This is a genomic window from Peribacillus sp. FSL H8-0477 (assembly GCF_038002765.1).
Classification (GTDB): Bacteria; Bacillota; Bacilli; order Bacillales; family DSM-1321; genus Peribacillus.
Genome location: NZ_JBBODE010000003.1, coordinates 72,579 through 95,824 on the forward strand (window position 1 = coordinate 72,579; position 23,246 = coordinate 95,824).

The following is a 23,246-nucleotide window of genomic DNA, read 5'->3' on the forward strand; positions in this document are numbered from 1 at the left end:
GCTTACATTATAAACAGAAAAAAATGATTAGCTAATTAAAAAGACCCCCTATTCTTGACATTCTAAAGTCCTATATTCTCCTTTATTTGGAATATCCCTTCAAATTAATTGAAAATTATAAAAAATTATTATTTCCACAATAAAAGACCCATATCATTTCGATATGGGTCCTGATAATCTGTATTACTTACCTTCCTCGACCGCTTCAGCAAGTGTGAATAAGAACGAGTAAATTAATTGAAAGGCTTCGCCGATCGATAGATCTTCATGAAAACCTTCTACATGGTTGAGTGGGAAATTGAAATTCCAAACGCCTTCGTCACCACTGAACAGTAAATTATATTTCACAGATTCACCATTAAGTGCACTATTTACATACGTTTTAATAACAGGGCCGAATTTCTTTTGCAGTTTTAATCCAAGCATGACGTCATATGTTCCAAAAACATCATCGACTTCTAAAGAAATGGTCTCCACGTTAATTAGCTCAAACCATTTTGATTCTAAATAGATAAACTCATTTTTATGTGTTTTTAAATAATCAAGGGGCTGGTTGAGAAAGTCATTACTTTCTTCCGCTAATAACTCCTCTGTTTCTTTATCACTTCGCTCAATATAAGCATCAGAGAATCGTGATGCTGCATCTTTTTCCTTCAATTGAACGTCATTCTCTACTAGTTGGTTTTTTTCTATATAGTCTTTTTCTTCTTTATAGACGTCAAGGCTATTGATCGTTTGTTCTTTCTTTACATAGTCTATCATTTGGTTACGCAACATGTTCTAAGTTCCTCCTAGGTATGTACAACTTCTCCCTATTATACAGCATTCTGGTGCTTGATAAAACCAGCTGAACGCTTTCCTGAAAAAGCTTTTTGTGAGAAACTAGATAGAGTACGAAATGACGACAGAAAAAGGATGTATGTAAAAATGAAAAAAGTTATTATTGTCGGTGCAGGGATCTTAGGCGCTTCTACAGCCTATCAGCTCGCGAAATCCGGCGCTGAAGTAATGATAGTAGACCGAAGAGATAAAGGACAAGCGACAGCTGCTGCTGCCGGTATTGTCTGCCCTTGGGTGTCACAACGCCGTAATCAAGCATGGTACCAGCTTGCCAAGTCAGGAGCTCGGTTTTATCCTAGTCTTATCGAAAATCTAAAACAAGATGGCGAAACAAATACTGGATATGCCAAAGTTGGAGCCATTAGCTTACATACCGATCAACAAAAACTAAAAGCTATGGAAAAACGGGCGCTTAAACGGAAAGAGGATGCACCAGAAATCGGTGAATTACTTCCCTTAACACCAGAACAAACATGGAAGGCCTTTCCACCATTGAATGAAGGATACGAGTCCTTATTTATTGGCGGAGCTGCCCGAGTTGACGGACGGGCCTTACGAGACGCACTCCTGCGCGCTGCACAAAAAAACGGTGCTGAGCTTCATTATGGAGATGCAGTGCTGCGTTATGAAGGGGCAACAGTCATTGGTGTTCAGGTTGACGGAGCAGAATACCTATCTGATACTGTTATCGTCTGTGCCGGCGCCTGGGCCAACTCATTGCTTAAGCCGCTTGGGGTCGAGATGCAAGTATCTTTTCAAAAAGCACAAATTATCCACTTGGAAATTCCTGATTATGATACAAGTAAGTGGCCTGTCGTTATGCCTCAAAGTGATCAATACCTGCTTGCTTTTGACGATCAACGAATTGTGGCTGGAGCCACACATGAAAATACAGAACAACTCGATAATCGAGTCACGGCCGCTGGTCTTAATGAGGTATTCCAGAAGGCTTTAGATACAGCTCCCGGATTAGGGGACAGTACCTTCGTAGAGGCTAGGGTCGGTTTCCGCCCTTATACACCAGGTTTTCTCCCAGTTATTGGTCCAGTACCAGGCTGGGAAGGAATCATTTTTGCTAATGGTCTCGGAGCTTCTGGACTTACAATGGGACCTTATATTGGTTCACAACTAGCAAAACTTGCCCTCGGTCAGGAACTAGAAATTGATCTAGATTTGTATCCTGTAAGCGGAGCTATAAAAGAAACCTAATAAAGCAAAAAACCGTCCATTTATTTTTGGACGGTTTTTTGCGTATTCTTAAGCGAACTATTCAATTTTTATATTTCAATATAGTATCTTGAATGCTCATTGACCTGGATTATAATCCGATTTCTACTTCGCCGTCTTCCGTAATCTGAATCGACTGGAAGCTATTCATAAATTCTGGACCGTTCATCATTTCAAATCGAGCCAACTTTTCCTGCCCCGATTTATATGCCTCTTGATCCACAATTAAAATATACTTGTAGATAGCCACTCCGCCAAGGTCCATTGTTTGTTTATGAATAAACGACTCCCCATATTGCGTCGTAAAAAACTCTTTTGCTTCTTCGTGACTGCCGAAAATCGGCAGTTTACTTTCTTCGTCTGGGGTTATTTTATGAATTTGCATGGTATGTATTCCTCCTTCATGATATCCAATTTTCTATTATACCCTATATTGAAGAATTATTGCGAAATAATCTCTCATTAGGATCTTTCATCAAAAAGAACCAGTCTGAACAGGTGTTCAACTGGTGATCATTAAAAATAGAAATCCATCAGCGTTTCATCCATTAAATCTTGTGTTAAGCCTATGTAAATCATTGTATCTTTTGGATTTGAGTGATTCAAAATTTGCTGTAACAGGGCTAAATCCTTAAATTTTTGATAATGAAGGTAGCCAAAGGTTTTTCTTAATGTATGTGTGCCTACATCTTGAACACCTGCCATTTCAGCGGCTTTATTCAAAATCCGATAAGCTTGCACCCTTGTTATAGGCCCTGCTCCCTTTCTGCTTGGAAATAAATAGTCAGAAGCGGAAAGCTTAGCATGTTTCGTATATCTGCGGACTTCTTTTCGCAATTGTGGATTTACGAGGAACCTTTTCGTCTTTTCCGTCTTTTGCTCAATAATGACAATATGTGTTCCATCCAGTATATCGTTTACGCGAAGCTGCAAAAGATCCCCTATCCGTAACCCAATATTAATTCCGATAGAGAACATCATGTAATCTCGATAACTACAATATTTCAATAATGCTTTTTTCATTTTTTCTATTTGATCCAGTCTGCGAATCGGCTGGACATTTCTTATTTTAGGCGACGTTATCCCCATCGTTGTGACAATCCCCTTTCCCTCATTTTATTGTACAGTCTTAGTAGATTTTAATGCAAGTTTTTTAATTTATGACCCCTCCAAAAACGTTGATTTAACGGGATTTCGAATGTATCAATAAAGGTACTTTGTTACATTCGGAATTTTCCAATAAAAAATAATGAAATTAATAGAGTTATAGCTACTTAGTCTTTAACGTGTTTTAAAGGCGATATAAGCTTCATAAGTGATATAGAAAGGAAATACCTTAAACTAAAAAAACAGAGCTTTAAACAGGCGTTTTAGCGTGCGTTTTTTCATCTATTCAAATTGTAATGCGGTATTTATACGCATAAATAGGGGTTGTTTTATCAGACTTCGTTTTAAGCTATCAGGATAGTCTCTATCTTGATATATTGATTCCGTGACTAATTACCTTAAGAATAAAAAACAAGCCCCTTAAAACGGATTTTAAGGGGCCGGATTTTTTAAAATTACTAGTTTAATTTATTTAAAACCTAGAATCTTCAGTAAATTCATCTATTGTCAGAAAGGTTTTGTTTTTTTCTATTAAATAACCTAGTTGGGTAACATGAGGAAGATTTAAACCAGCTTGTACTAAAACTTCTTTTTGTAAAAAGATTTCGCGGGTGGCACCATCTAGCAATACTTTCCCTTTAGCCAATACAATCGTACGTTCAAATGCCTCAGCAACGAAATCCATATCATGGATAATCGTAATAACCCACTTTCCTTTTTTTTGAAGGTCGTGGATGATTCGTTTGATTATTTCTTTACCAGCGTGATCCTGTGCAATGGTCGGCTCATCAAAAATTACAATATCTGTATTCATAGCAACGATTGACGCGATACTGATTAACTTTCGTTCGGATAAACTAAGATCATAGGGGTGATCGTCTTTTTTATCCTCCATTCCAACCATTTGTAATGCATTCATACTATTAGTTAACGCTTCTTCCTTTGGTTGTCCAACATTCAGAGGTCCAAACATCACCTCGTCCATTACCTTACTTTTAAAAATCTGGTCATTTGGATTCTGAAAAACAAGTCCGATATGGCCTGCTAATTTAGATACCGAAACAGCTCGTGTATTCTGGTCATTAATCAACACATCCCCTGATACCGGCTTCAATAGACCTTTCAACAATTTAACTAGGGTTGTTTTACCCGCTCCATTTTGACCAATAATGGCTGTAGTCCGCTGATCAAAGGTAAGCGTTATGTCAGTTAAGATAGGAGCTTCTTTTTTATAATAAAAAGAAAGTGATTGGACGGCAATGGATGTCATTTTGTCGCCACCATCCATTCATAAGCTTCTTCGAGTGTAATTGGATAGAGCCCCGTGTCTTTATTCCTTATCCCAAGCTGTCTGCAAATTTGCGTATACACTGGGGGAGGTACACCATAGTCTAAAAGGTCAGCACGGGAAAACACCTTTTGCGGGCTATCAAAATCCACAATACTCCCGTTCGCCATTAACATAATCCGATCAGCATATTTGGCGATACTTTCAATTTTGTGTTCCACCATAATGACGGTCATACCATCTTTGCTAAGAGCATTGATAGCACGGAAAACTTCCTCTGTTCCTTGTGGATCCAACTGTGACGTCGGTTCATCAAGAATAATTACCTCAGGTCTCATCGTAATAATACTTGCAATAGCCATCCGCTGCATCTGTCCGCCCGATAATTCAAAGGGGTTATGATTTCTACATTCATAGATATCAAGCAGCTGTAAAGCTTCATCAATCCGTACTCTCATTTCTTTCTGTGGAATCCCAAGATTTTCTAACCCAAAGGCAATCTCTTCATAGACCGTTAGTTTAGCTCCAGTAATTTGAGTGAACGGATTTTGAAACACAATCCCTGCCTTTTCACTGATTGTATTTACATCGGATTCCTGCACATTTATCCCATTAATTTCGACAATGCCGCCATAGGCTCCTTTATGAAAGTGGGGAACTAAACCAATTAATGCCTGGCAAAGCGTTGATTTACCAGCACGATTCTGTCCAACAATTCCAATAAATTCTCCTTTATTAATAACAAACGAAAGATCTACTAAAGTCAGCTCCTTCTTTAATGGGTAACGATAGTTTAAATGACGAACGTTGATGATACTCATAGGAAAACCCTCCATCCTATTGCCCCAGCAAGCATAACCATCATCATAATCTGCAGAGGAAAACCGACTTTCGAAAAGATTGGCTCAATTAAAAAACTTTTTTTTGCCGTGGAATTAAAGCCGCGTACTTCAAGGGCCATTGAACGCTCGCGGGTACTAACAAGAGCATTCATAATGACCGGTCCAAGCAAAGGGAAAAACGCTTTAATTCTTGTACTTAATTTCCCTTCTGTTTCGATTCCCCGTGACCGTTGAGCATCCGAAATAGTAGCCATAGTTGAACGCATTTCAGGGATGATTTGCATAACCGAGTTAAGGACATAGCCCATTTTAGCTGGTAATCCTTTTTTCATGAGACTCTGGATTAAATCAGAGGGCTTCGTAGTCAGCACGAGTATACAAACCGAGCAAAGCAGGGTCGTAACCCTCAGAATAATGTGGACAGCAACAAGCAAGCCTTCTTCATAAAATTGTATAAAACCAACAGAAAAGAACAGCGTTTCATTTGTTGGTGAATATAATCCCTGAATCACCACAATAGAGAGAAGCAGTACAAAACTGAGTCCTAAAATGGGCAGAGCTTGTTTAAACACTTTTCCTATTAATAGAAGCAATAGACAAAACATCAGGATACCGACTGACCAATAAATGTTTTGGAGAATCAAAGGCAAACTTACAGAAAAAAGAATGAAGACCAACTTCGTAATTGGATCAATAGTATGTACCAGTGACATGCGATCTTGATACAAGCTTAATGCTTTTATAACCAAACACCTGCTTTCTTACAGCTGTTCTACACGATTTTTCTCATTTTTAAACAGTTGATCAAGACTGTTTGGCAGCCCTTTGTAAAGTAAAAATGAAATCACAACCACCGCTATTTTATCAGGTATATCCACCACTAATTCATCAAGAGCCGATGCCAGCCAAAGCGGGAAATCATTCGCAATCAGTGTGGCAAATAGTGCATCCCCCCATATGTTCCCTGTCTGTCCTCCCCAATAGACAATATTAATGGGTGTAGATATGACGGTAGCCACGAGACTAATGACAAGCCCCATTACAACAGCCATCCCTATATTCCGAATGTATCCCTTATAAGCCATAATGCCAGCAGCAATCCCTATTCCAACGCTTGTTAACGCGTACACAAATGAGACAGGATCTAAAGTCAGCCCGTAAATAATATTATTAATTAACCCACAAAGCGCTCCCACGATTGGTCCAGCCAGCATCGCAGCTAAGATTGTTCCAATGGAATCAAGCCACAGAGGCAGTTTGAGAAGTCCTGCAAATAACTTTCCTATATAATTAATACCGACTGCAGCCGGTATCAAAACTATAGAAGCCGTTGATAATTTAAAGCTCCACATATTTGTTTTCGACATAACGAGTCCCTCCATTCATTTTTGTACTAGTAAGATTATCTAGTTTACCATAATCCGATTATGTAACTTAATTTAAGAGAATAGTTCGTTTTTTTTATCCCTCCATTACTTTACTATTTATTTTACCGATAAACTTTACTTCTGTCTTGTCACCTATGCTTTTATTAATATAACAAATTTATTCATAATAATCTTTATATTTTATAAATTTATTTAACTACCGATCTAGTACGGAATTATTATCGTTTCTTGTTATAGATTCTATATGAAGTAAAGAGCTTTAAGATGCATAACTTGAGGACATTACTTATGATCGAAAAAGAGATTCATCCATCACCAGGTGATAGATGAATCTCTTTTCAATCCCTTTTAAAAAATCCCCATTTTCTTTTTCTTGATTTTACTCGGCTCTTCTGTATAAATCTTTTGTCCTCGTAATAGTACTTCCGAATTTTCATTTAAAAGAAAGGCTATGCTGTTCCCAAATTTCTTACGGATAGAGAGATACGCATCTTGGAGTGAAAATCCTCTTGAGGTACAGTTATGTGCATCAGAAGCTATGAGATGAACCCAGCTGTGTTCAATCATTTTTTCGGAAAACAATTTTATTTTCTTTCCAAATGAACCAGTAATGCTTCCTGCAGTAACTTGTGTCAACGCTCCCTCTTGAATTAAATGATATAAGATTGATGGATTCAGCAGGATTTCCTTATTTCTCTCAGGATGAACGATAATTGGGGTTGCAGGACCTACTGTTTATACAGCACCTGGCTATAAAACTCTAAAACTTATTCGTGGAGAAGTAGCAATGTACACTGATGATGGTGAATACGCTACAACATATTCTGCACTTTGCTTTTCTACTACCGTAGTTTAATATGGTTCCAGGATATACTTTAAGGTATATTGTTGGAGATCGAATTATAGCTCTACACCAATAGGAACGTAGAAAAGAAATAAAGGGTAGGGCTCGTATTGAGTCCTACCCTTCTTTAATTTAATTATTCAGTTACTTCACTTACAGCCTTTGGAGAATTTGGAACTTTAACATCTTCAATTTTAGTGTCAATAGCATCTACTTCTTCTTGAGTCATTGGATTTAATCCATTAGTAGCACCTTCAACTTCAGAAGATTTAACTCCTAAACCTTCAACTGCTTCATTAGCCTTTTGGACTTCTCCATTAGCACGTTCTGATTCTGCTTTATTAGAAGCATTATCAGCTTTCTCATTTTCAAGTTCTTTAGTTAGAGCATCATACTTAGCTTGTAAGTTAGCTAAGTCAGCAACAGTTTGATCATGAGCCGCTTGTAATGTTCTAAGAGCATCCATAACTTGAGTTAACTCTTGTTTAGTTGCTTTAAGGTCAGCTTTAACTTTAATAAGTTCTGCTTCTTTAGCCAAGATAATTTTAAACTGTTCTTTATTTGCAGCTGTCAGACCAGAGATTCGTGCGTTAAGATCTTTGATTTGACCTTCATATTTTTTTACAAGTGTATTAAGGTCATTATTCTTATTTGTAAGAATTTCTATTTGCTTTGCTTGCTCGAATATTGTTTTGTTTGCTTGACCGATCTTTTCATTAGCGGACACTTTAAGACCAGTTATTTTTCCAAGAAGATTATTTTCACTAGCTTCATATTGGGATATTTTATTACCTAAATTACCAAGCTGAGATTTTACAGCATCAATAGTTCCTGTTCCTGTAAATGTTACACCTACTGCAACTGTACCTGCGATTGCTAGTGCTGCGATTTTTCCTGTAATAAGACCCATTAAATGTTCTCTCCCTATTTCTTATTATAATTTTTTATTTTTAAGTTAATTATTTAATTAACTCAGCATACTCTACCCCAGTATGTAATGCATTGACCTTACAGATGGGATTTTTAATCCCGTAATCATCCTAACCAACTCCTTTCGTTGACCGACAAATTCAGATAAATATGGGCGACTAGGGGCCTCCTCCTAAAGATCATTCTTCGTTAGCTTCCTATTCTCCCATTCAATATCAGGACAAAATATTCGATAATATGTTGATGAAAAAAATTAAACCTACTCCCAATAATAAATCCTTCGAAAGGAACAAAAGGTACTTAATTAAGAACAACCAAGTAAAATGATAGACTACTATGATTCATCTATTTGTGGAAAACTGATGAAATCTGTGGATATGATTTTTAAACCTTGACAAATAATAACTTTATAAAGAACAAAATAAAAATTTTATACGCGTATTTAACCTAATAAACTCATTATAGTTCTTAATAAAGAACAAATCAAGAGTTTTCTATTTTAAATAGATTCAGATTGATAACTCCTGAAATGCATCTAAAAATGTGCTTGGCATTATCGTTTCATTATTATTATCTAAAAGATATGAAACCCTTTATTTCTGTTCTTAGGATTAAGAGTAAAGCGTCCTTAACTATTTTATTAGTCTTTTTGTTTAAAATTAAGCAAAAAATAACACCATTCACTAGATGAACGGCGTTTTCTCAATTCAATTATACGGAAACCTCCCTGGCAAGGTTTAAACCAGCTTGTACTAAAATGTCTTTTTGTAAAATGATTTCGCGGGTGCCACCATCTAGTAATACTTTTCTATGGGCAAGTACTATCGTACGCTCAAATGCCTCCGCAACGAAATCCATATCATGGATAACCGTAATCGGATTAATTTTATGTCCAACGAGGTACTCCACATACTTGTTTTCGACATAACGAGTCCCACCACTTATTTTTGTAATAAGAAGATTATCTAGTTTATAATAATACGATTATGTAACTTAATTTAAGCGAATTTTCGTTTTTTTTCCCTCCATTATTGTGCTGATTAACTTTACTTCTATCTTGTCACCTATGCTTTTAATAAAATAACAAATTTCTTACTATCTATTTGTTAAAAGGTTCGGTAAAAACAAAAAAATAACACCATCCACTGTGAACGGTGTTTTCTCCGTTTAATTACAGGGAAACCTTCCTGAGTGCTATTTTAAGAATCTTTCCCGAGGTATTTCGAGGTAGTTCATCTAGAAATTCTATATATCTAGGTTTTTTATAGGAACCAAGTTCGCTTTGGGAGTATTCAACGACCTCTTCCTTCGATAAAGCTCTCCCTTGTTCCAGGACAATATAGGCAAGAACACTTTGTCCCCATTTTGGGTCTGGAACCCCAACGACTGCAGATTCACGAATATATGGATGTCTATTCAACGTCTTCTCTACTTCAGCTGAATAAATGTTTTCTCCGCCGCTGATAATCACATCCTTTTTTCGATCGACGACATAAATAAATCCTTCATCGTCCATCCGGACTAAGTCACCACTGTGGAACCACCCGCCTGTGAAAGCTTCACGGGTTGCTTCGGGATTTTTATAATATTCTTTCATCAAGGTGGGGCCCTTGTAAAGAATTTCTCCGACTTCACCAATAGGTACATCATTCAAATCGTCATCCACTACTCGAATTCGCACATTGATACAAGGTTTTCCAACAGAATTTGTTTTCCGAAGGGAGTCCTCTGGCAATAAATTCGTGGTAGTCGGACTCATTTCTGTTTGACCGAAGGCTTCATAGATTCCAGCCGAAGGGAACCTTTCTTTAATTTTTAATTTTAGCTCTAATGGACAGATGCTGGCTCCAGTTGAACATAGTTTCATTGAGCGAACATCATAATCAGTAAAGTTAGGTACATTAAGTAATGCGGCCCACATCGTCGGCACGAGAAACATCGAATTGATTGCCTCTTTTTCAATCGTCTCTAATACAGTAATAGGTTCAAACTGATTCATTAAAACAAACGTACCCTCATTAAGACAATTTTGTACCAACAGTGACAAGGTAGCTACATGAAATAACGGCGGAAGAATCATTGTTTTTGTGTGCTGAGCCTGATTGAGGCTGCTCATCTTATTCATACCATTTATATAAAAATTTTTGTGGGTTAATACGACACCTTTGGGTTCACCCGTTGTCCCGGATGTATATACAATTACATGAGGCTCATAATCATTCAGCTCTTCTCGTGATTCATATGGGATTTTCTTTTCTAAGATGGAAGAATAGACGATAGAGGAACTCTCCAAAGACTGCCCAGTCACAATTACTTTCTCAATCTGAGGAAGATATTCTCTACTACCTTCGAAAGGCTTCAAAAAATCTGTTTCTAAAAAAATGAATTTAGCGTCGGAATGATGAATAATTTTGGACCATTCTTTTGGCGATAATCGATAATTCTGTGGTACGAGCACAGCTCCAATTAAGCTGCAAGCAAAATACAACTCCACAAATGGGATTCCATTTTTATAAATACAAGCTACCTTGTCATTTTTAGTGACTCCCTCACTTTGCAGCCAACCTGCTAGATAAGATGAATTCTTATAGAGTTGCTTAAATGTAATTACATGATCATTGTGAATAAAAGCTGTCCGATTTGGTGAATAATGAACAGCTGATTTTAATGCTTCCCCAACAAGTAATTGCTGGGAAGCATGTAATTCATGTAAGCTCAAAGTAATCCCCCCATTGTAATGTTGACAGTTTTATTCTTCATTATTTTCAATCGCACCCTTCTTTAAATGTCGCATAATCTTAAAGGTACCGATTGCTTTGGAAACGACCTTTCCGCTTTTATCGCTTACTTCTCCCTCTGCCGTAACAATACTATTTCCTTTCTGAATTATTTTTGCGGTGGCTGTAATAATATCCTCCTCTTTAATTGGAGAGAAGTAATTGATATTCATACTAATCGTTGTTATTGGATTTTTGACCGTAGAACGCACAGTTGCCCCCATCACGCTATCCAACAGTGAAAAATAAACCCCTCCATGCGCGGTATCATTAACATTAAGATGTGAATCCTTAATTGTAAGCTGCAACACAACATCGCCCTCTGAAAAATGTTTAACCTCAATCCCTATATGTTTATTGAATGGACTGTTTATAAACAGATCTTCTTGGTGTTCGATTGTCTCTTCCATCTCTTTCACCTCTTTTATGTAAAATTAGATAATTGGGGGATAGGGAAATACATCCCCCGAGACTTCTAGCTTAGTGAATCCTGATCTTAACGCTTCAATACCCTGTTCTCCAATTGAATCAACCGACCAGCCTTCCAAATTAGACACAGACCGAATCGGACGCGGCTGTGAAAACAAGACAATTTCCTTTCCGCGCACACCGAATAGTTGTCCAGTAACATCATTTGCTAAGTCGCTTGCCAGGTAACCGGCAAGCGGTGCAATATGTTCCGGACGCATTTGCTTGATTTTTTCCACCCGTGCTTTTTGATCAGGTGACTCTGAGGGGATTGAACCAATCAATCTGCTCCAGGCAAACGGTGCAATGGCATTGGCACGAACATGATAACGCTGCATATCTAGAGCTGTTGATTTGGTTAAACCAACAATCCCAAGCTTTGCTGCAGCATAGTTGGCTTGACCGATATTTCCAATCAAACCAGATGTCGATGTGAAATTAATAAAGGAACCACTTTTTTGTTCCTTAAAATAGCCTGCCGCTGCACGAGTCATGTTGAACGAACCTTTCAAATGTACCTTAATCACGCTATCCCATTCCTCTTCTGACATGTTAAACACCATTCGGTCCCGAAGAATACCTGCATTATTTATAACCGTATCTATTCTTCCGAAGCTTTGGATCGCAGTTTCAATGATTTTTCCAGCACTTTGGAATTCTGATACCGAATCATAGTTTGCAACTGCATCTCCGCCTGCCTCTTTAATTTCATTGACCACTGCATCAGCTACTTGAAGGTCTTCACCACTTCCTTCTGCACTGCCGCCCAAATCATTAACAACTACTTTCGCTCCCTCTTTCGCCATAAGTAAAGCCATCGCTCTGCCAATCCCGCGTCCTGCACCAGTTATGATTACCACTTTACCTTCTAAATTTCTCATCTCTTCTAACCTCCATTTTGTATCGTTCATTCTATTTCTGTTCAATTAATTTTCTGGCGTACTAGATTTCCAACCAATATCTTTATTTAACTCTATCAGTCTCGGAAGCTAATAGTTTGTAAACTTTATTCTCCCAATACCCCATGATTCCCAGATTACTTGTAACAATAGTCAGCGCTTCAGTTCTACCTAGGCTTTAAGGATTTGAGCCCCTTTCTTTGGCCCGTAAATTAAACTAGTTAACGATTTCTCGTTGGTAGGTGTACCGTATTGCTGGTTACCCGAAATTTGTTCCTTACTCTAGCAGCAACTCTAATTTGAATGCTTTAAGGAGATTAATGTATCTCCTATAAAGATTACATGTGAGTCATCCACCTGTATGAAACTATGCAAGAACTATACCAATTTTTCATCCGAATAAGAGAGAACGATCAGTTACTTCTTGTCCGAAAATCAAGACATATGTCTTGATTTTACTACGCTCAAAAAAGAATAGAAAAAGTAGGACTATCAAAAAAATTCCATAAAAAAAAGCCATCGCAAAAGGGATGGCTCAAACACACTCTATTTAAGTTGAGAGATAAAGGAAATGACTTCATCTAAGGTTTTTTCTTTTTTCGACTTCAATCTTAACGCTACTTTTTCGTGAAAGATCAGCGTACTTGTTGTCTCGTTTGGGACAATGACACATGGAATTCCAGCTCGAATGGCAGCTAACGAACCATTAGCTGAATCTTCAAATACGATAGCCTCTTCCGGTTGGAGTTTAAAGTAATTCATCGTTTTTATGTAAAGTTCTGGATCCGGTTTAACCTTTTTAACATCATCTGATGTGTGTATACAATCAAAATAAGGTGAGAGGCCTAACCTTTCAAGATAAGTAGTCACCCACTTTTTTGAAGAACTTGAAGCTATCGCTAGTTTTAAGCCTAGCTCCTTGCCCCTGATTAAATACTCTAAGACCCCTTCCCTTGGTTGTATATCTATTGTTAACTGCTCATATTTAGCAATTCTTTCTAGATCAAGTTTCTCTAACACAAGATCCTTTTTTGCATGCAACAGCTCGTCAAAAGGGTTAAAGGTACCTTGTGTTCCAATGTTTTCAAGCCAGCGTTGATGTGGGAAGGGAATCTGATGTTCTTCATATATCTGTTGATACGACTGAATTTCATACGTTTCAGTATCTAAAATTAACCCATCAAAATCAAAAATAATTGCTTTTATCACTACAGTTTCTCCTCTTCTACAATAGATTTACTAGTATCCTAAAAAAGCTGTGCAGGCATTAATCTGCATAGCTCGGTAAATTTAACTTATATGAAGTTTATCTGCAGAAAATCCATTTTGATAAGCCGCTTGGATGAAGGACTGAAAAAGCTGCTGTGTGAGGACGTCTTTACTTGCCATGCTTTCTGGATGCCATTGTACACCAATTCCGAATGGATGGTTTTGTACTTCGACTGCTTCAATTACCCCATCTGCTGCAACTGCCACAGTTTCTAAATCCTTTCCTAATGCCTTTATAGATTGGTGATGAAGACTATTTACATCAAGGCTAGTTTTTTGGAAAATTTGATAAAGCTTGCTGTTTTCAGTAAGCATGACAGGATGAAACGTATTTGAACGATGTGTTATTTGGCTATGTGGGTGGGCTGCAGCCAGCTGACTCGGAATATCTTGATATAATGAACCTCCACAAACAACATTAAGAACTTGGATCCCTCTACAAATCGCTAGAAATGGTTTTTTTTGTTCTAGAAGTAATTGAGTAAGGTAAAACTCCGCAGCATCACGATCATGGTAGACAAATCCAAGTTTAGGGTGGTGTGCCTCTCCAAAGAATGCTGGATCAAGATCTTCACCTCCGCTCAAGATGAACCCATCACATAATTCAAAATAAGCATTTAGCGTGGCTTGGTCAGCAGCCGGTAAGAGTAAAGGGATACCACCTGCTTGGATGACTGCCCGATGATAATCTTGATGAACATAAACCCCCTCTGAATTTAAGCTTTGCTTTGTATATGCACACGTAATCCCAATAACCGGTTTTTTATCCATCTCGCACCCCACTATCCACTTCTCAGGTAATAAAGTGGTTTTTTAGTAATAGTATACACATTTTCCAGGGAACAGTCACAGGATTAATTTTGAATATTCTTTAAATATCTTGTCATGATCAATTGTATGTTGAAGGAAAAAATCATGGCTCAACTGATTCCGCCCTTAAAACAGAATAAGTTTTAAAAGTGAAATCTCGTAAACTTGTCCAATCGAAAAAACGTAAATGGAATAGTATATCTAATACAGGAGGTGATTTTATGTCTAACGAATCAAGCCGCCGTGAAAGATGCCGTCGTTGCTGCAGAAATGAACATCGACATGAGCATTTCCATTTCCAGCAACGTTCTAGTAACCGTTACTCTCATCGTTTTTGGGATGAAAAATTCGATTTCTAGAATGAATAGCAAATTAGTACAAGTTTTTTCCAAAAATTATCCTGCATGCAACCTGCTAGAAAAATAGCGTTACATGCAGGATATCTAAGTGAGTAGAATTGGTATGGTTATCGGAAACTACCATTTCATTTACTCCTTTTTCATGTTCTTTCCGAAAAATATTTCATCCATTTCTTCTTTAAGTTTGTTGGTAATTTCCTCAATTTCCGACGCAGCTAATTTATCCTTTTTGTAACCAAATAAATAATTATCCAGGTCAAATGCTTTTAGTCTGCATTTCGTGTGAAAAATATTTTCTTGGTATACATTTACATCAATCATATCGTATAAGTCTTTACTATCTTTTGGAATATAGTTTTGAATGGATTGGATGTCATGATCGATAAACAATTTACTGCCATTTTTGTCACGAGTAAAGCCCCTAACACGGTAGTCCATTGTCATAATATCAGTATCAAACGAATGAATTAAATAGTTTAATGCTTTTAGCGGCGAAATTTCACCACATGTTGAGACATCGATATCGGCACGAAAGGTACTAATTCCTTCGTTGGGATGGAATTCAGGATAGGTATGGACCGTGATATGACTTTTATCTAGCTGCATTACAACGGATTCAGGCAGCGGACCTGGTGTTTCATCGTAAGAATCTAATGGTACTTCAACGACAGGACCTTCTGATACAAGCATCGTTACACTGGCACCCTGGGGATAATAATCCTGTTGAGCTACATTTAATACATGTGCTCCAATGATATCTGTTACATTTTTCAGTATATTGGTCAATCTTTCCGCACTATACTGTTCATCGATATACGCTATGTAGGCTTCACGTTCAGCTTTTGTTTTTGTATAACAAATATCATACATATTAAAACTAAGTGATTTAGTTAAATTGTTAAATCCATGTAATTCAATTGTATTCGTTGCTGTGTACGTCATCTGGACACTCCTTAATCTGTTATAATATGTAGTATTTACCCTAATAATCAAAAGAAAAAACTGGACTCATAGAAAAAAGGCAGCATGTTTGAGCTGCCTTGACAATTTAAGCGGCCCTAGCCCGCTTTTTTTTCGTTTTTATCGGCGAAAGTCATTTTTCCAAACTCCCTAATAATAAATCGGCAAGTACAGCCGTACCATTTGAAGCACTGGTTCCACGTACGATGATATCCCCAAGTCCTCCGGCACCCACAAAGGTACCAATCGTAGAAGGAGTCCTTTTCTATTAAACTATAATTGAAATCGCTTTCATTTAAGGATTAACGGTCTCTTTATCAAGTTTTTTCAAGGCCGTTTTGAGCATTTTACCTGTCCCTGATTTTGGGATTTCTTTTATGAAGATAATATAATCAGGTGTTTTATAGTGAACTAATTTCTGTTTACAGTATTCCCGTAGTTCCTCTTCTTCTTGTTCCGTCTTCGTTACGACATAAGCCGCAATTTTTTCACCGAACACGGGATCCGGCCGTCCAATGATCGCACATTCAATCACATTAGGATGCGTATAAAGGACTTCTTCTATTTCTCGCGGATACACGTTGAATCCGCCTCTTATGATCATATCTTTCATTCTGTCCACAATAAAAATATAGCCGTCTTCGTCCGCATAGGCCAAATCTCCAGTATGCATCCAGCCATCTCGAATTGCATTTTCTGTCTCTTGAGGCTGTTTATAATAACCCTTCATCAAATTCGGGCCTCTAAAGATAATTTCTCCCACTTCTTTTGGTCCGACCGTATTTCCCTCAGGGTCCACTATTTTTAAGTTGACGCCTGCCAGCGGAACACCGGTAGAACCAACCTTCTTAACTCCCTCTCTTGGTGAAGCGCAAAGCATAACGGTACTTTCAGTTAATCCGTAGCCTTCCGATATATCAACGTCCATTAATTGTTTGACTTTATCAATCACCTCTGCTGGAAGACTGGCTCCCCCTGATCCGGCAATGCGAAGTGCAGAAAAATCAAGTTCCGTAATATTCGGTGAGTGGATAAACATCGTATACATGGTTGGAACACCTAAGAAAATATTAATCTTATTTTTAGCAAGTTTATCAAGGATTGATACCGGTTCAAATCGTTCCTCGATATAAATCGTTCCTCCATGGGCGATATTGGCTAATACGCCTTGCAGCTTTGCATATGCATGGAATAGAGGCAGTACACAAAGAATTCGATCGCCTGGTTTTACCGAATTCGTCACCGCAGCTGCAATGGCCATCCAGTTTAAATTTGCGTGGGTGATCATTGCCCCTTTTGGAAATCCAGTCGTTCCTGATGTATAGATAATTTGTGCGGTTTCAGACCCATAACGCGGAACAAAACTCTCCATTTCAGGATAAGTCAAAAGCGATGCCCAAGAATGTTCGTCTGAGTCACCATAGCAGATGATTTCTTTCACGCTGGTCAACTCGTTTTTAACATGTTGAATAACAGAAAGAGACATCTCCTCTAACACTAGATATTCAGAATCAGAGTCATTGAGGATATAGGTAACTTCAGCTTCCTTAAATAATGGGTTCAGGGGAACAACTGTCCCTCCGTTAGCTAAAATAGCAAAATAGGTAATAATATATTCCGGCTTATTCGACATCATTAAACCGACCTTTGTATCTTCACTGACACCAAGAGCCTTGAGTCCTGAGGCCGCTTTACGTACTCGTTTCCCTAGCTCTTGATAACTGATTTCCTGATCGCGAAAAACAAGGGCAGGTATCTCTGGGTATCTTTCAACAGTCGATTGCAGCAATTCAATAATATTCATCCTTTTTACCCCCAACATAATTAGTTTTCTTCAAACAGCAAGTTCATTTGTACGTATTGCACCTTTCACATGCTGTTTAATCTCAAAATGTTGGTATTGTAAGGTGCTTTCTTAATTGGAAATCAGCGATTAAACTGTGGAGTACGTTTTTCCAAAAATGCTTGAACACCTTCCTTGGCACCCTTAGATTGAAAAATTTCTTGAAATAGTTCTGTCTCCAGCTGAATCCCATCTTCAATCTGTTTTTCCATTCCCTCGTCTACTGCTTGTTTAATCATCGCCAAAGCTTCAAGAGAGTGGCGTGCTATACGCATGGCAAGCTTAGCTGCCTCTTCCATTCCCTTTCCTTTTGGTACAACTGTACTAACTAAACCAATCTCTTTAGCTTCCTGAGCTGTTATCGGGTCCCCAGTAAACATAAGCTCCTTGGCTTTTGTCTTCCCAATTAAGCGAGGCAGACGCTGTGTTCCCCCTCCTCCAGGAAAAATACCTAATTTAATTTCCGGGAGACCAATCTGTACATGTTCTTCAGCAATTCTAAAATCACAGGTCAGAGCTAATTCACATCCACCGCCAAGTGTAATCCCGTTTAACATCGCGATTGTTGGTTTATGAAGTGACGCTATTAGATTAAGAGTCTCATGTGTTTTGATTGAACCCGACTTCATGTTACCGCCAAGTTTTTCAGGAAATTCTTTAATATCCGCACCTGCCATGAATGCTCTATCGCCTGCTCCTGTCAAAATGACGACGATAATATCAGGGTCACCCGCAATTGTCGTAAAGACGTCGTGTAACTGTTCAACCACTTTGCTTCCAAGTACATTCAATGGTGGATTATTAATTGTAACCGTTGCGAATCCTTCCTGCTTTTCATAAGTGACTAGCTTTTCCATCTTTCTCCCCCTCATTATTTAATTTCACAAAATCAAATACAGCAAATTATTCGTTTAGCTGACTTACTTTGGCTGCATTCTAATGGCTCCATCAAGGCGGATGACTTCTCCGTTAAGCATCGTATTTTCGACGATTCCTTGAACCAGCTGTGCATATTCTTCTGGATAGCCAAGTCTCTGAGGGAAAGGTACCATGGCTCCAAGTGCTTCACGCACCTTATCGGATGCAGCTGCAAACAGCGGTGTCTCAAACAACCCTGGAGCAATTGTCATACAACGGATACCATAGCGAGCTAATTCTCGTGCAATCGGAAGCGTCATTCCCACAAGTCCCCCTTTTGAGGCACTGTATGCGACTTGACCGATTTGCCCATCAAAAGCGGCAACCGATGCTGTGTTAATAATGACCCCTCGCTCTCCTTTTTCATCTGGTTCATTTAAGGACATTCTCTCGACTGCCAGTCTAATCACATTAAAGGTACCAATTAAATTAACTTCTATGACTTTTTGGAAGGTTCCTAGATCATGAGCAACCCCCTTGTTCAACACCTTTGATGCAGCTCCGATTCCCGCACAATTTACTAGGATCTGAAACTCACCAAAATGTTCAACTGCTTGGTCAAGGGTGTGACGTACTTCTTCTTCACTTGTTACATTCGTTTTGACAAACAAGACCTTTTCACTGCCATGCTTTTCAATCAGTTTATTAGCCTTTTCTTCAGATAAATCGATGATAACTGCTTTTCCTCCATGCTGAATAATGTTCTCGACTGTTGCTTCTCCAAGACCAGATGCACCACCTGTAACTAATGCCACTTTATTAGAAATTTTCATTGTAAATCCTCCATGTTTTTGATTATTTAGCGAGTAGTTCCGTTGATTATGTGTATCTCCCTCACCAGTACGATTTGCTGTTTTATGTAAAATTTCACCCAACGTTTAGATAATATGCAATAACTATGCCAACAGAGATATAATGTAAGCGGTTACTAAAATATCCCTATATTCTTCTTTTTATCTGTATTCCATAGCATGTAACAGTGTAATGGTGTAAACCATATTTGTGTAATAGTGTAACTGTTCATTGATTAATCTTCATTTCATTAATTTCTTTAAGCTTCCTGTAGATAGTAACCCGAGAAACATTGAGGAATTGAGCTGTCTTGGTAATATTGCCTTCATTATTTTGAAGTACACGACTGAGTTCTTGGTGTGTAAACTGATTTTTTACTGTTTTATTTCGACTATAAAAATCTCCTGCTCCACCTTCCTCAGCGAACATGTCCTCCGGCAAATCATTTATCGTTATCATTGATTCTTCGGCATAAAATGCGGCGTGCTCTATTGTATTTTTCAACTGACGGATATTTCCCGGCCATGGAAAGGCGTCAAAGAAATCTTTCACTTCTTCACTAATCGTCAATGGTTTATCGTGGCCCGCTTGTTGGTTGAGAAAATGCTTAACCAGGATTGGAATATCGCCCCTTCGCTTTCTTACCGGTGGAATGCGAAGATGAATGACATTTAAACGATAATATAAATCTTCTCGAAAGTTTCCCGCACTCACTTCCTGCAGTAAGTTTTTATTGGTCGCAGCAATGACCTGTACATCAATGCGTACCGGCTTGCTGCCTCCTACTGGTACCACCGTTCTTTCTTCTAAGATCCTCAATAAAAACGCTTGTGCTTCAAGCGGCAGATCTCCAATTTCATCTAAAAAAATGGTTCCTTGATGGGCTAATGTGAATTTACCAGGATTCCCTTTAGGATTTGCACCTGTAAAGGCACCCCCTGCATAGCCAAACATTTCACTAGCAGCCAATTCACGAGTAACAGCACCACAATTAATTTCGATAAATGCTCCTTGACGGGTTCCATGAGCGTGTATTGATTGAGCAAACATTTCTTTTCCCGTACCCGTCTCCCCCGTAAGTAGAACAGTCTTTTCGTAAAGTGCGGCTTTTTTAGCTAATGATATAACTTTATGCATGTCCTTATGCTCCGTGATAATGGAAGAAAACTGGTATCTTGTGCCCTCTTTTTTTCTTTTCGAAAGAGCCTCTCTCCTATTTACTTGATCAAATACGGCAATTCCACCGTATAAATTGGCACCTATTTTATATGGCTGCACCCTTATTTTCCATTCTATTCCGTATTTAGTATATGGATAGTCTGTTTGTGCCAAAAATGGATTGCCTTCAATGAAGGTAGAGAATACATCGCCTATTTTCAGAGAAAAAGCCTGTTGAGCCGCTTGATTAAAAAAAGTAATTCGCCCAGCATTATTAAAAACAGTAAACGGTGCTTTCGAATTATTAAACAGAGATTGTAGAGCAAAGTTATTATGCTTTATTAAGGTATCACTTATTTGCCGTTCAATCTTATGTCCAATGGTAACTGTACTGAATAAATCCTGAACTCCCATCTTATTTTTTCCTTTTGCCAGCGTTAAGACACCGATAACTTCTCGTGTGAAGGGATCTCGAATAGGCGCTGCGGAAGAAAATAGATGGTGTAAGTTTCGACAAAAATGTTCTTCTGCAAATATTTGTAATGGTTTTTTCTCAAAAAGAGCTGTCCCGGCAGCATTCGTTCCTTGGCTTTCTTCCAACCAATTCGATCCTAAGGGTATTTGGTCTTTAATACTATGGCTCGCAGATAGATGAATGAGGTTTCCTTCGGCGTTAATCAATCCCAGCACAAGCTCTTCATTTGATCTTGATTCGATGATTCGTGCTGTCAGAGGAATTGCAATATCCGTTAATAAGTGGTTTTCTTCTTTGCTTGGAATTGATTCATTATGGGTGGGGACTGAATGGCTTAAAGGATTTAGGCCATACTGAAGACATCTTTTCCAAGATGATGTGATCGTAGTTCGTTGGTTTTCAGGAAACTTCCCTGTTTCTATTAAGTACTCCCAGTCTTCACGAATTTTTCTTTCATAATGTTCCTTATTATTCAACACTTCTTCGTTGATTAATGAGTCAAACATAAGGACCTCCATTCCTGTTTATAAAGCACGGAACCAACGTTTCCGTGCTGTTTAGTTGACAAATGGTTAACTTGAACCCAATCGTTCAACGTCTTTTGACGAATATACATGGGTCCCTTGTTGGGTAGTCTGGGCGGTTTTAAACATTGCAGCTGCTACGGTTGCGGCATGAATGGGGCGGTATGGCTGTAAGGGGCCAATCATGATTCTAGCAAGAAAGTTGCTTGCTTTTCCCATCATTGCTTCTCCCAGCCTGAATTCTTTTCGATCACCAAGCAGCAAAGAAGGTCTAAATATATGAAGAGAGGGTAATCCCATACTTTTTAAGGTTTCCTCTACCTCTCCTTTGACACGGCTGTAGAATACACGAGACCTTGGATCAGCACCAGCTGCTGTAATGATCAACAGTTTTTCCATGTTTCCTCGCTTAGCTAGTTTAGCCGCTTTCACAACATACTCATAATCCACCGTCCGAAATGCTTCTTTGGTTTTCGCCGCTTTTATAGTGGTTCCTAAACAAATATAAACATCTTGTACTTGGAACAGATCTGCATATTTTTCGAGTTGGTCAAAATCAATAACTTGTTGATTTATCGTCTGATCCGGAAGATTAATCGGTCGTCTTGTCAGCAGATTAATGGTCTGATAATACTTGCGTGCACTGATTAGTTTGACAAGTTCCGTACCAACCATTCCTGTAGCGCCTAAGACTAATGCTGTTTTTTGTGACATGTCTATTCCAGTCCTTTTTTGTTTGATTAGTCTATTATAACAGGTGTGTGGTTTGATTATATTCGTGAATGTTCCAGCTGTTAAACTGAAATTCTATTTTACTTAAACAAGCATTCTGCAATCTTGTATGATTGGATTCGATGATTCCTGAAGACAGACTATTCAATAACGCCTTAATCACTGCTCCATGAGCCACTAAAACAACTCGTTTATTCGGGTAAGCTTCTTGAATCTTACATAGTCCATCCATAATTCGGTTATCAAAAAGCTCCCGTTTTTCTTTATTCGGATATCGTTTATCCGGATAAGCCATCCTTTTTTCTGTAAAAGTCATTCCTTCCGCATCACCATAATCACGTTCGATAAATTCCACCATCGTCAGGATTGTCGGTTGAACGATGTAAGAACTGATAATTTCGGCTGTTTCTACCGCCCGTTTAAGCGGACTGGATATAATAACATCCCAATCTGATTTAGCTAGATACATTCCACATTGGTTAGCTTGCGTTCTTCCTTTATCGTTTAGGGGAATATCCGTCTTTCCCTGTAATCTGCCACAAGCATTCCAATCCGTCTCTCCATGCCTTACTAAACAAATGGTTGTAATACCCATCAATCCTTTCTTAACTAATAGTGGTTATTTATTATTATACATTTTTAACAGAATAATCAAACTATTTACCTGCAAAAAAAGGAATAAATTTTATCTTTCTTCAAAAACTGCAGTTAATCAAGACAACCGCCATTTACCCATCTAAATTTCGGCTTTTTTTGCTATTTTTGTGAAACTTGCAGTATTTTCAAACGTTTTAAG

At 38.2% G+C, this 23,246-nt stretch carries 24 protein-coding genes and 1 pseudogene; 1 reads left to right on the top strand and 24 read right to left on the bottom strand.

Annotated features, from left to right (window positions below):
* Positions 1-183 precede the first annotated feature (183 nt).
* Positions 184-777, bottom strand: a complete 594-nt coding sequence (locus tag MHI18_RS21480) for a branched-chain amino acid aminotransferase (protein WP_340850416.1) — start codon at positions 775-777, stop codon at positions 184-186.
* Positions 778-927: 150 nt separating this feature from the next.
* Between MHI18_RS21480 and MHI18_RS21485 the strand changes: the two genes are divergently transcribed.
* Positions 928-2,049 carry an NAD(P)/FAD-dependent oxidoreductase gene (locus tag MHI18_RS21485; protein ID WP_340850417.1) on the top strand — a complete coding sequence of 374 codons (1,122 nt, stop codon included), beginning with the start codon at positions 928-930 and terminating at the stop codon, positions 2,047-2,049.
* Positions 2,050-2,158: 109 nt separating this feature from the next.
* Here the strand turns inward: MHI18_RS21485 and MHI18_RS21490 are convergent, their stop codons facing one another.
* The 23 genes and pseudogenes from MHI18_RS21490 to MHI18_RS21600 all read right to left on the bottom strand — a co-directional run bounded on the left by MHI18_RS21490 (position 2,159) and on the right by MHI18_RS21600 (position 23,039).
* Entirely contained in the window at positions 2,159-2,452 is a 294-nt protein-coding gene (locus MHI18_RS21490; protein ID WP_340850418.1) for a hypothetical protein, read from the bottom strand.
* 131 nt (positions 2,453-2,583) lie between these two features.
* Entirely contained in the window at positions 2,584-3,156 is a 573-nt protein-coding gene (locus MHI18_RS21495; RefSeq protein ID WP_340850419.1) for a site-specific integrase, read from the bottom strand.
* Between the two features lie 490 nt (positions 3,157-3,646).
* Positions 3,647-4,444, bottom strand: a complete 798-nt coding sequence (locus tag MHI18_RS21500; RefSeq protein ID WP_340850420.1) for an energy-coupling factor ABC transporter ATP-binding protein — start codon at positions 4,442-4,444, stop codon at positions 3,647-3,649.
* Positions 4,441-5,283 (bottom strand): energy-coupling factor ABC transporter ATP-binding protein, encoded by an 843-nt coding sequence (locus tag MHI18_RS21505; RefSeq protein ID WP_340850421.1) that lies wholly within the window; start codon positions 5,281-5,283, stop codon positions 4,441-4,443. Before MHI18_RS21505 ends, MHI18_RS21500 begins: the two co-directional genes overlap by 4 nt.
* Positions 5,280-6,032 carry an energy-coupling factor transporter transmembrane component T family protein gene (locus tag MHI18_RS21510; RefSeq protein ID WP_340850422.1) on the bottom strand — a complete coding sequence of 251 codons (753 nt, stop codon included), beginning with the start codon at positions 6,030-6,032 and terminating at the stop codon, positions 5,280-5,282. Before MHI18_RS21510 ends, MHI18_RS21505 begins: the two co-directional genes overlap by 4 nt.
* A gap of 33 nt (positions 6,033-6,065) precedes the next feature.
* The gene (locus MHI18_RS21515; RefSeq protein WP_340850423.1) at positions 6,066-6,671 is read right to left on the bottom strand and encodes an ECF transporter S component; all 606 of its coding nucleotides are present in this window, start codon (positions 6,669-6,671) and stop codon (positions 6,066-6,068) included.
* Positions 6,672-7,040: 369 nt separating this feature from the next.
* Positions 7,041-7,406, bottom strand: coding sequence for a CpsB/CapC family capsule biosynthesis tyrosine phosphatase (locus tag MHI18_RS21520; protein WP_340850473.1), 366 nt, complete (start codon positions 7,404-7,406; stop codon positions 7,041-7,043).
* 266 nt (positions 7,407-7,672) lie between these two features.
* Positions 7,673-8,446 (bottom strand): hypothetical protein, encoded by a 774-nt coding sequence (locus MHI18_RS21525; RefSeq protein WP_340850424.1) that lies wholly within the window; start codon positions 8,444-8,446, stop codon positions 7,673-7,675.
* A 731-nt stretch (positions 8,447-9,177) separates the two neighbouring features.
* Positions 9,178-9,375: a hypothetical protein gene (locus tag MHI18_RS21530; protein ID WP_340850425.1), complete on the bottom strand. Its 198-nt coding sequence runs from the start codon at positions 9,373-9,375 to the stop codon at positions 9,178-9,180.
* A gap of 262 nt (positions 9,376-9,637) precedes the next feature.
* Positions 9,638-11,185 carry a class I adenylate-forming enzyme family protein gene (locus MHI18_RS21535; RefSeq protein ID WP_340850426.1) on the bottom strand — a complete coding sequence of 516 codons (1,548 nt, stop codon included), beginning with the start codon at positions 11,183-11,185 and terminating at the stop codon, positions 9,638-9,640.
* Between the two features lie 30 nt (positions 11,186-11,215).
* On the bottom strand, positions 11,216-11,653 hold the full coding sequence (locus tag MHI18_RS21540; RefSeq protein WP_340850427.1) for a PaaI family thioesterase: 438 nt from the start codon (positions 11,651-11,653) through the stop codon (positions 11,216-11,218).
* 24 nt (positions 11,654-11,677) lie between these two features.
* Positions 11,678-12,592 carry an SDR family NAD(P)-dependent oxidoreductase gene (locus tag MHI18_RS21545; RefSeq protein ID WP_340850428.1) on the bottom strand — a complete coding sequence of 305 codons (915 nt, stop codon included), beginning with the start codon at positions 12,590-12,592 and terminating at the stop codon, positions 11,678-11,680.
* Between the two features lie 564 nt (positions 12,593-13,156).
* Positions 13,157-13,819, bottom strand: a complete 663-nt coding sequence (locus MHI18_RS21550; protein ID WP_340850429.1) for an HAD family hydrolase — start codon at positions 13,817-13,819, stop codon at positions 13,157-13,159.
* Between the two features lie 81 nt (positions 13,820-13,900).
* Complete coding sequence (locus MHI18_RS21555) at positions 13,901-14,650, bottom strand: gamma-glutamyl-gamma-aminobutyrate hydrolase family protein (protein ID WP_340850430.1); 750 nt, start codon at positions 14,648-14,650, stop codon at positions 13,901-13,903.
* Between the two features lie 272 nt (positions 14,651-14,922).
* Positions 14,923-15,081: a hypothetical protein gene (locus MHI18_RS21560; protein ID WP_340850431.1), complete on the bottom strand. Its 159-nt coding sequence runs from the start codon at positions 15,079-15,081 to the stop codon at positions 14,923-14,925.
* A 96-nt stretch (positions 15,082-15,177) separates the two neighbouring features.
* Positions 15,178-15,990 (bottom strand): adenosylmethionine decarboxylase, encoded by an 813-nt coding sequence (gene speD, locus MHI18_RS21565; protein ID WP_340850432.1) that lies wholly within the window; start codon positions 15,988-15,990, stop codon positions 15,178-15,180.
* A 151-nt stretch (positions 15,991-16,141) separates the two neighbouring features.
* A pseudogene (locus MHI18_RS21570) lies at positions 16,142-16,261 on the bottom strand (ABC transporter permease); the annotation flags it as partial.
* Between the two features lie 42 nt (positions 16,262-16,303).
* Positions 16,304-17,812, bottom strand: coding sequence for a class I adenylate-forming enzyme family protein (locus MHI18_RS21575; protein WP_340850433.1), 1,509 nt, complete (start codon positions 17,810-17,812; stop codon positions 16,304-16,306).
* A gap of 122 nt (positions 17,813-17,934) precedes the next feature.
* Positions 17,935-18,708 carry an enoyl-CoA hydratase/isomerase family protein gene (locus MHI18_RS21580; RefSeq protein ID WP_340850434.1) on the bottom strand — a complete coding sequence of 258 codons (774 nt, stop codon included), beginning with the start codon at positions 18,706-18,708 and terminating at the stop codon, positions 17,935-17,937.
* A gap of 63 nt (positions 18,709-18,771) precedes the next feature.
* A complete protein-coding gene (locus MHI18_RS21585; RefSeq protein WP_340850435.1) occupies positions 18,772-19,542 on the bottom strand; it encodes a 3-hydroxyacyl-CoA dehydrogenase in 771 nt (256 codons plus the stop codon).
* 247 nt (positions 19,543-19,789) lie between these two features.
* Positions 19,790-21,700, bottom strand: a complete 1,911-nt coding sequence (locus MHI18_RS21590) for a sigma-54-dependent Fis family transcriptional regulator (RefSeq protein WP_340850436.1) — start codon at positions 21,698-21,700, stop codon at positions 19,790-19,792.
* A 66-nt stretch (positions 21,701-21,766) separates the two neighbouring features.
* Entirely contained in the window at positions 21,767-22,432 is a 666-nt protein-coding gene (locus MHI18_RS21595; protein ID WP_340850437.1) for an oxidoreductase, read from the bottom strand.
* Between the two features lie 34 nt (positions 22,433-22,466).
* A complete protein-coding gene (locus MHI18_RS21600; protein ID WP_340850474.1) occupies positions 22,467-23,039 on the bottom strand; it encodes a histidine phosphatase family protein in 573 nt (190 codons plus the stop codon).
* Positions 23,040-23,246 lie beyond the last annotated feature (207 nt).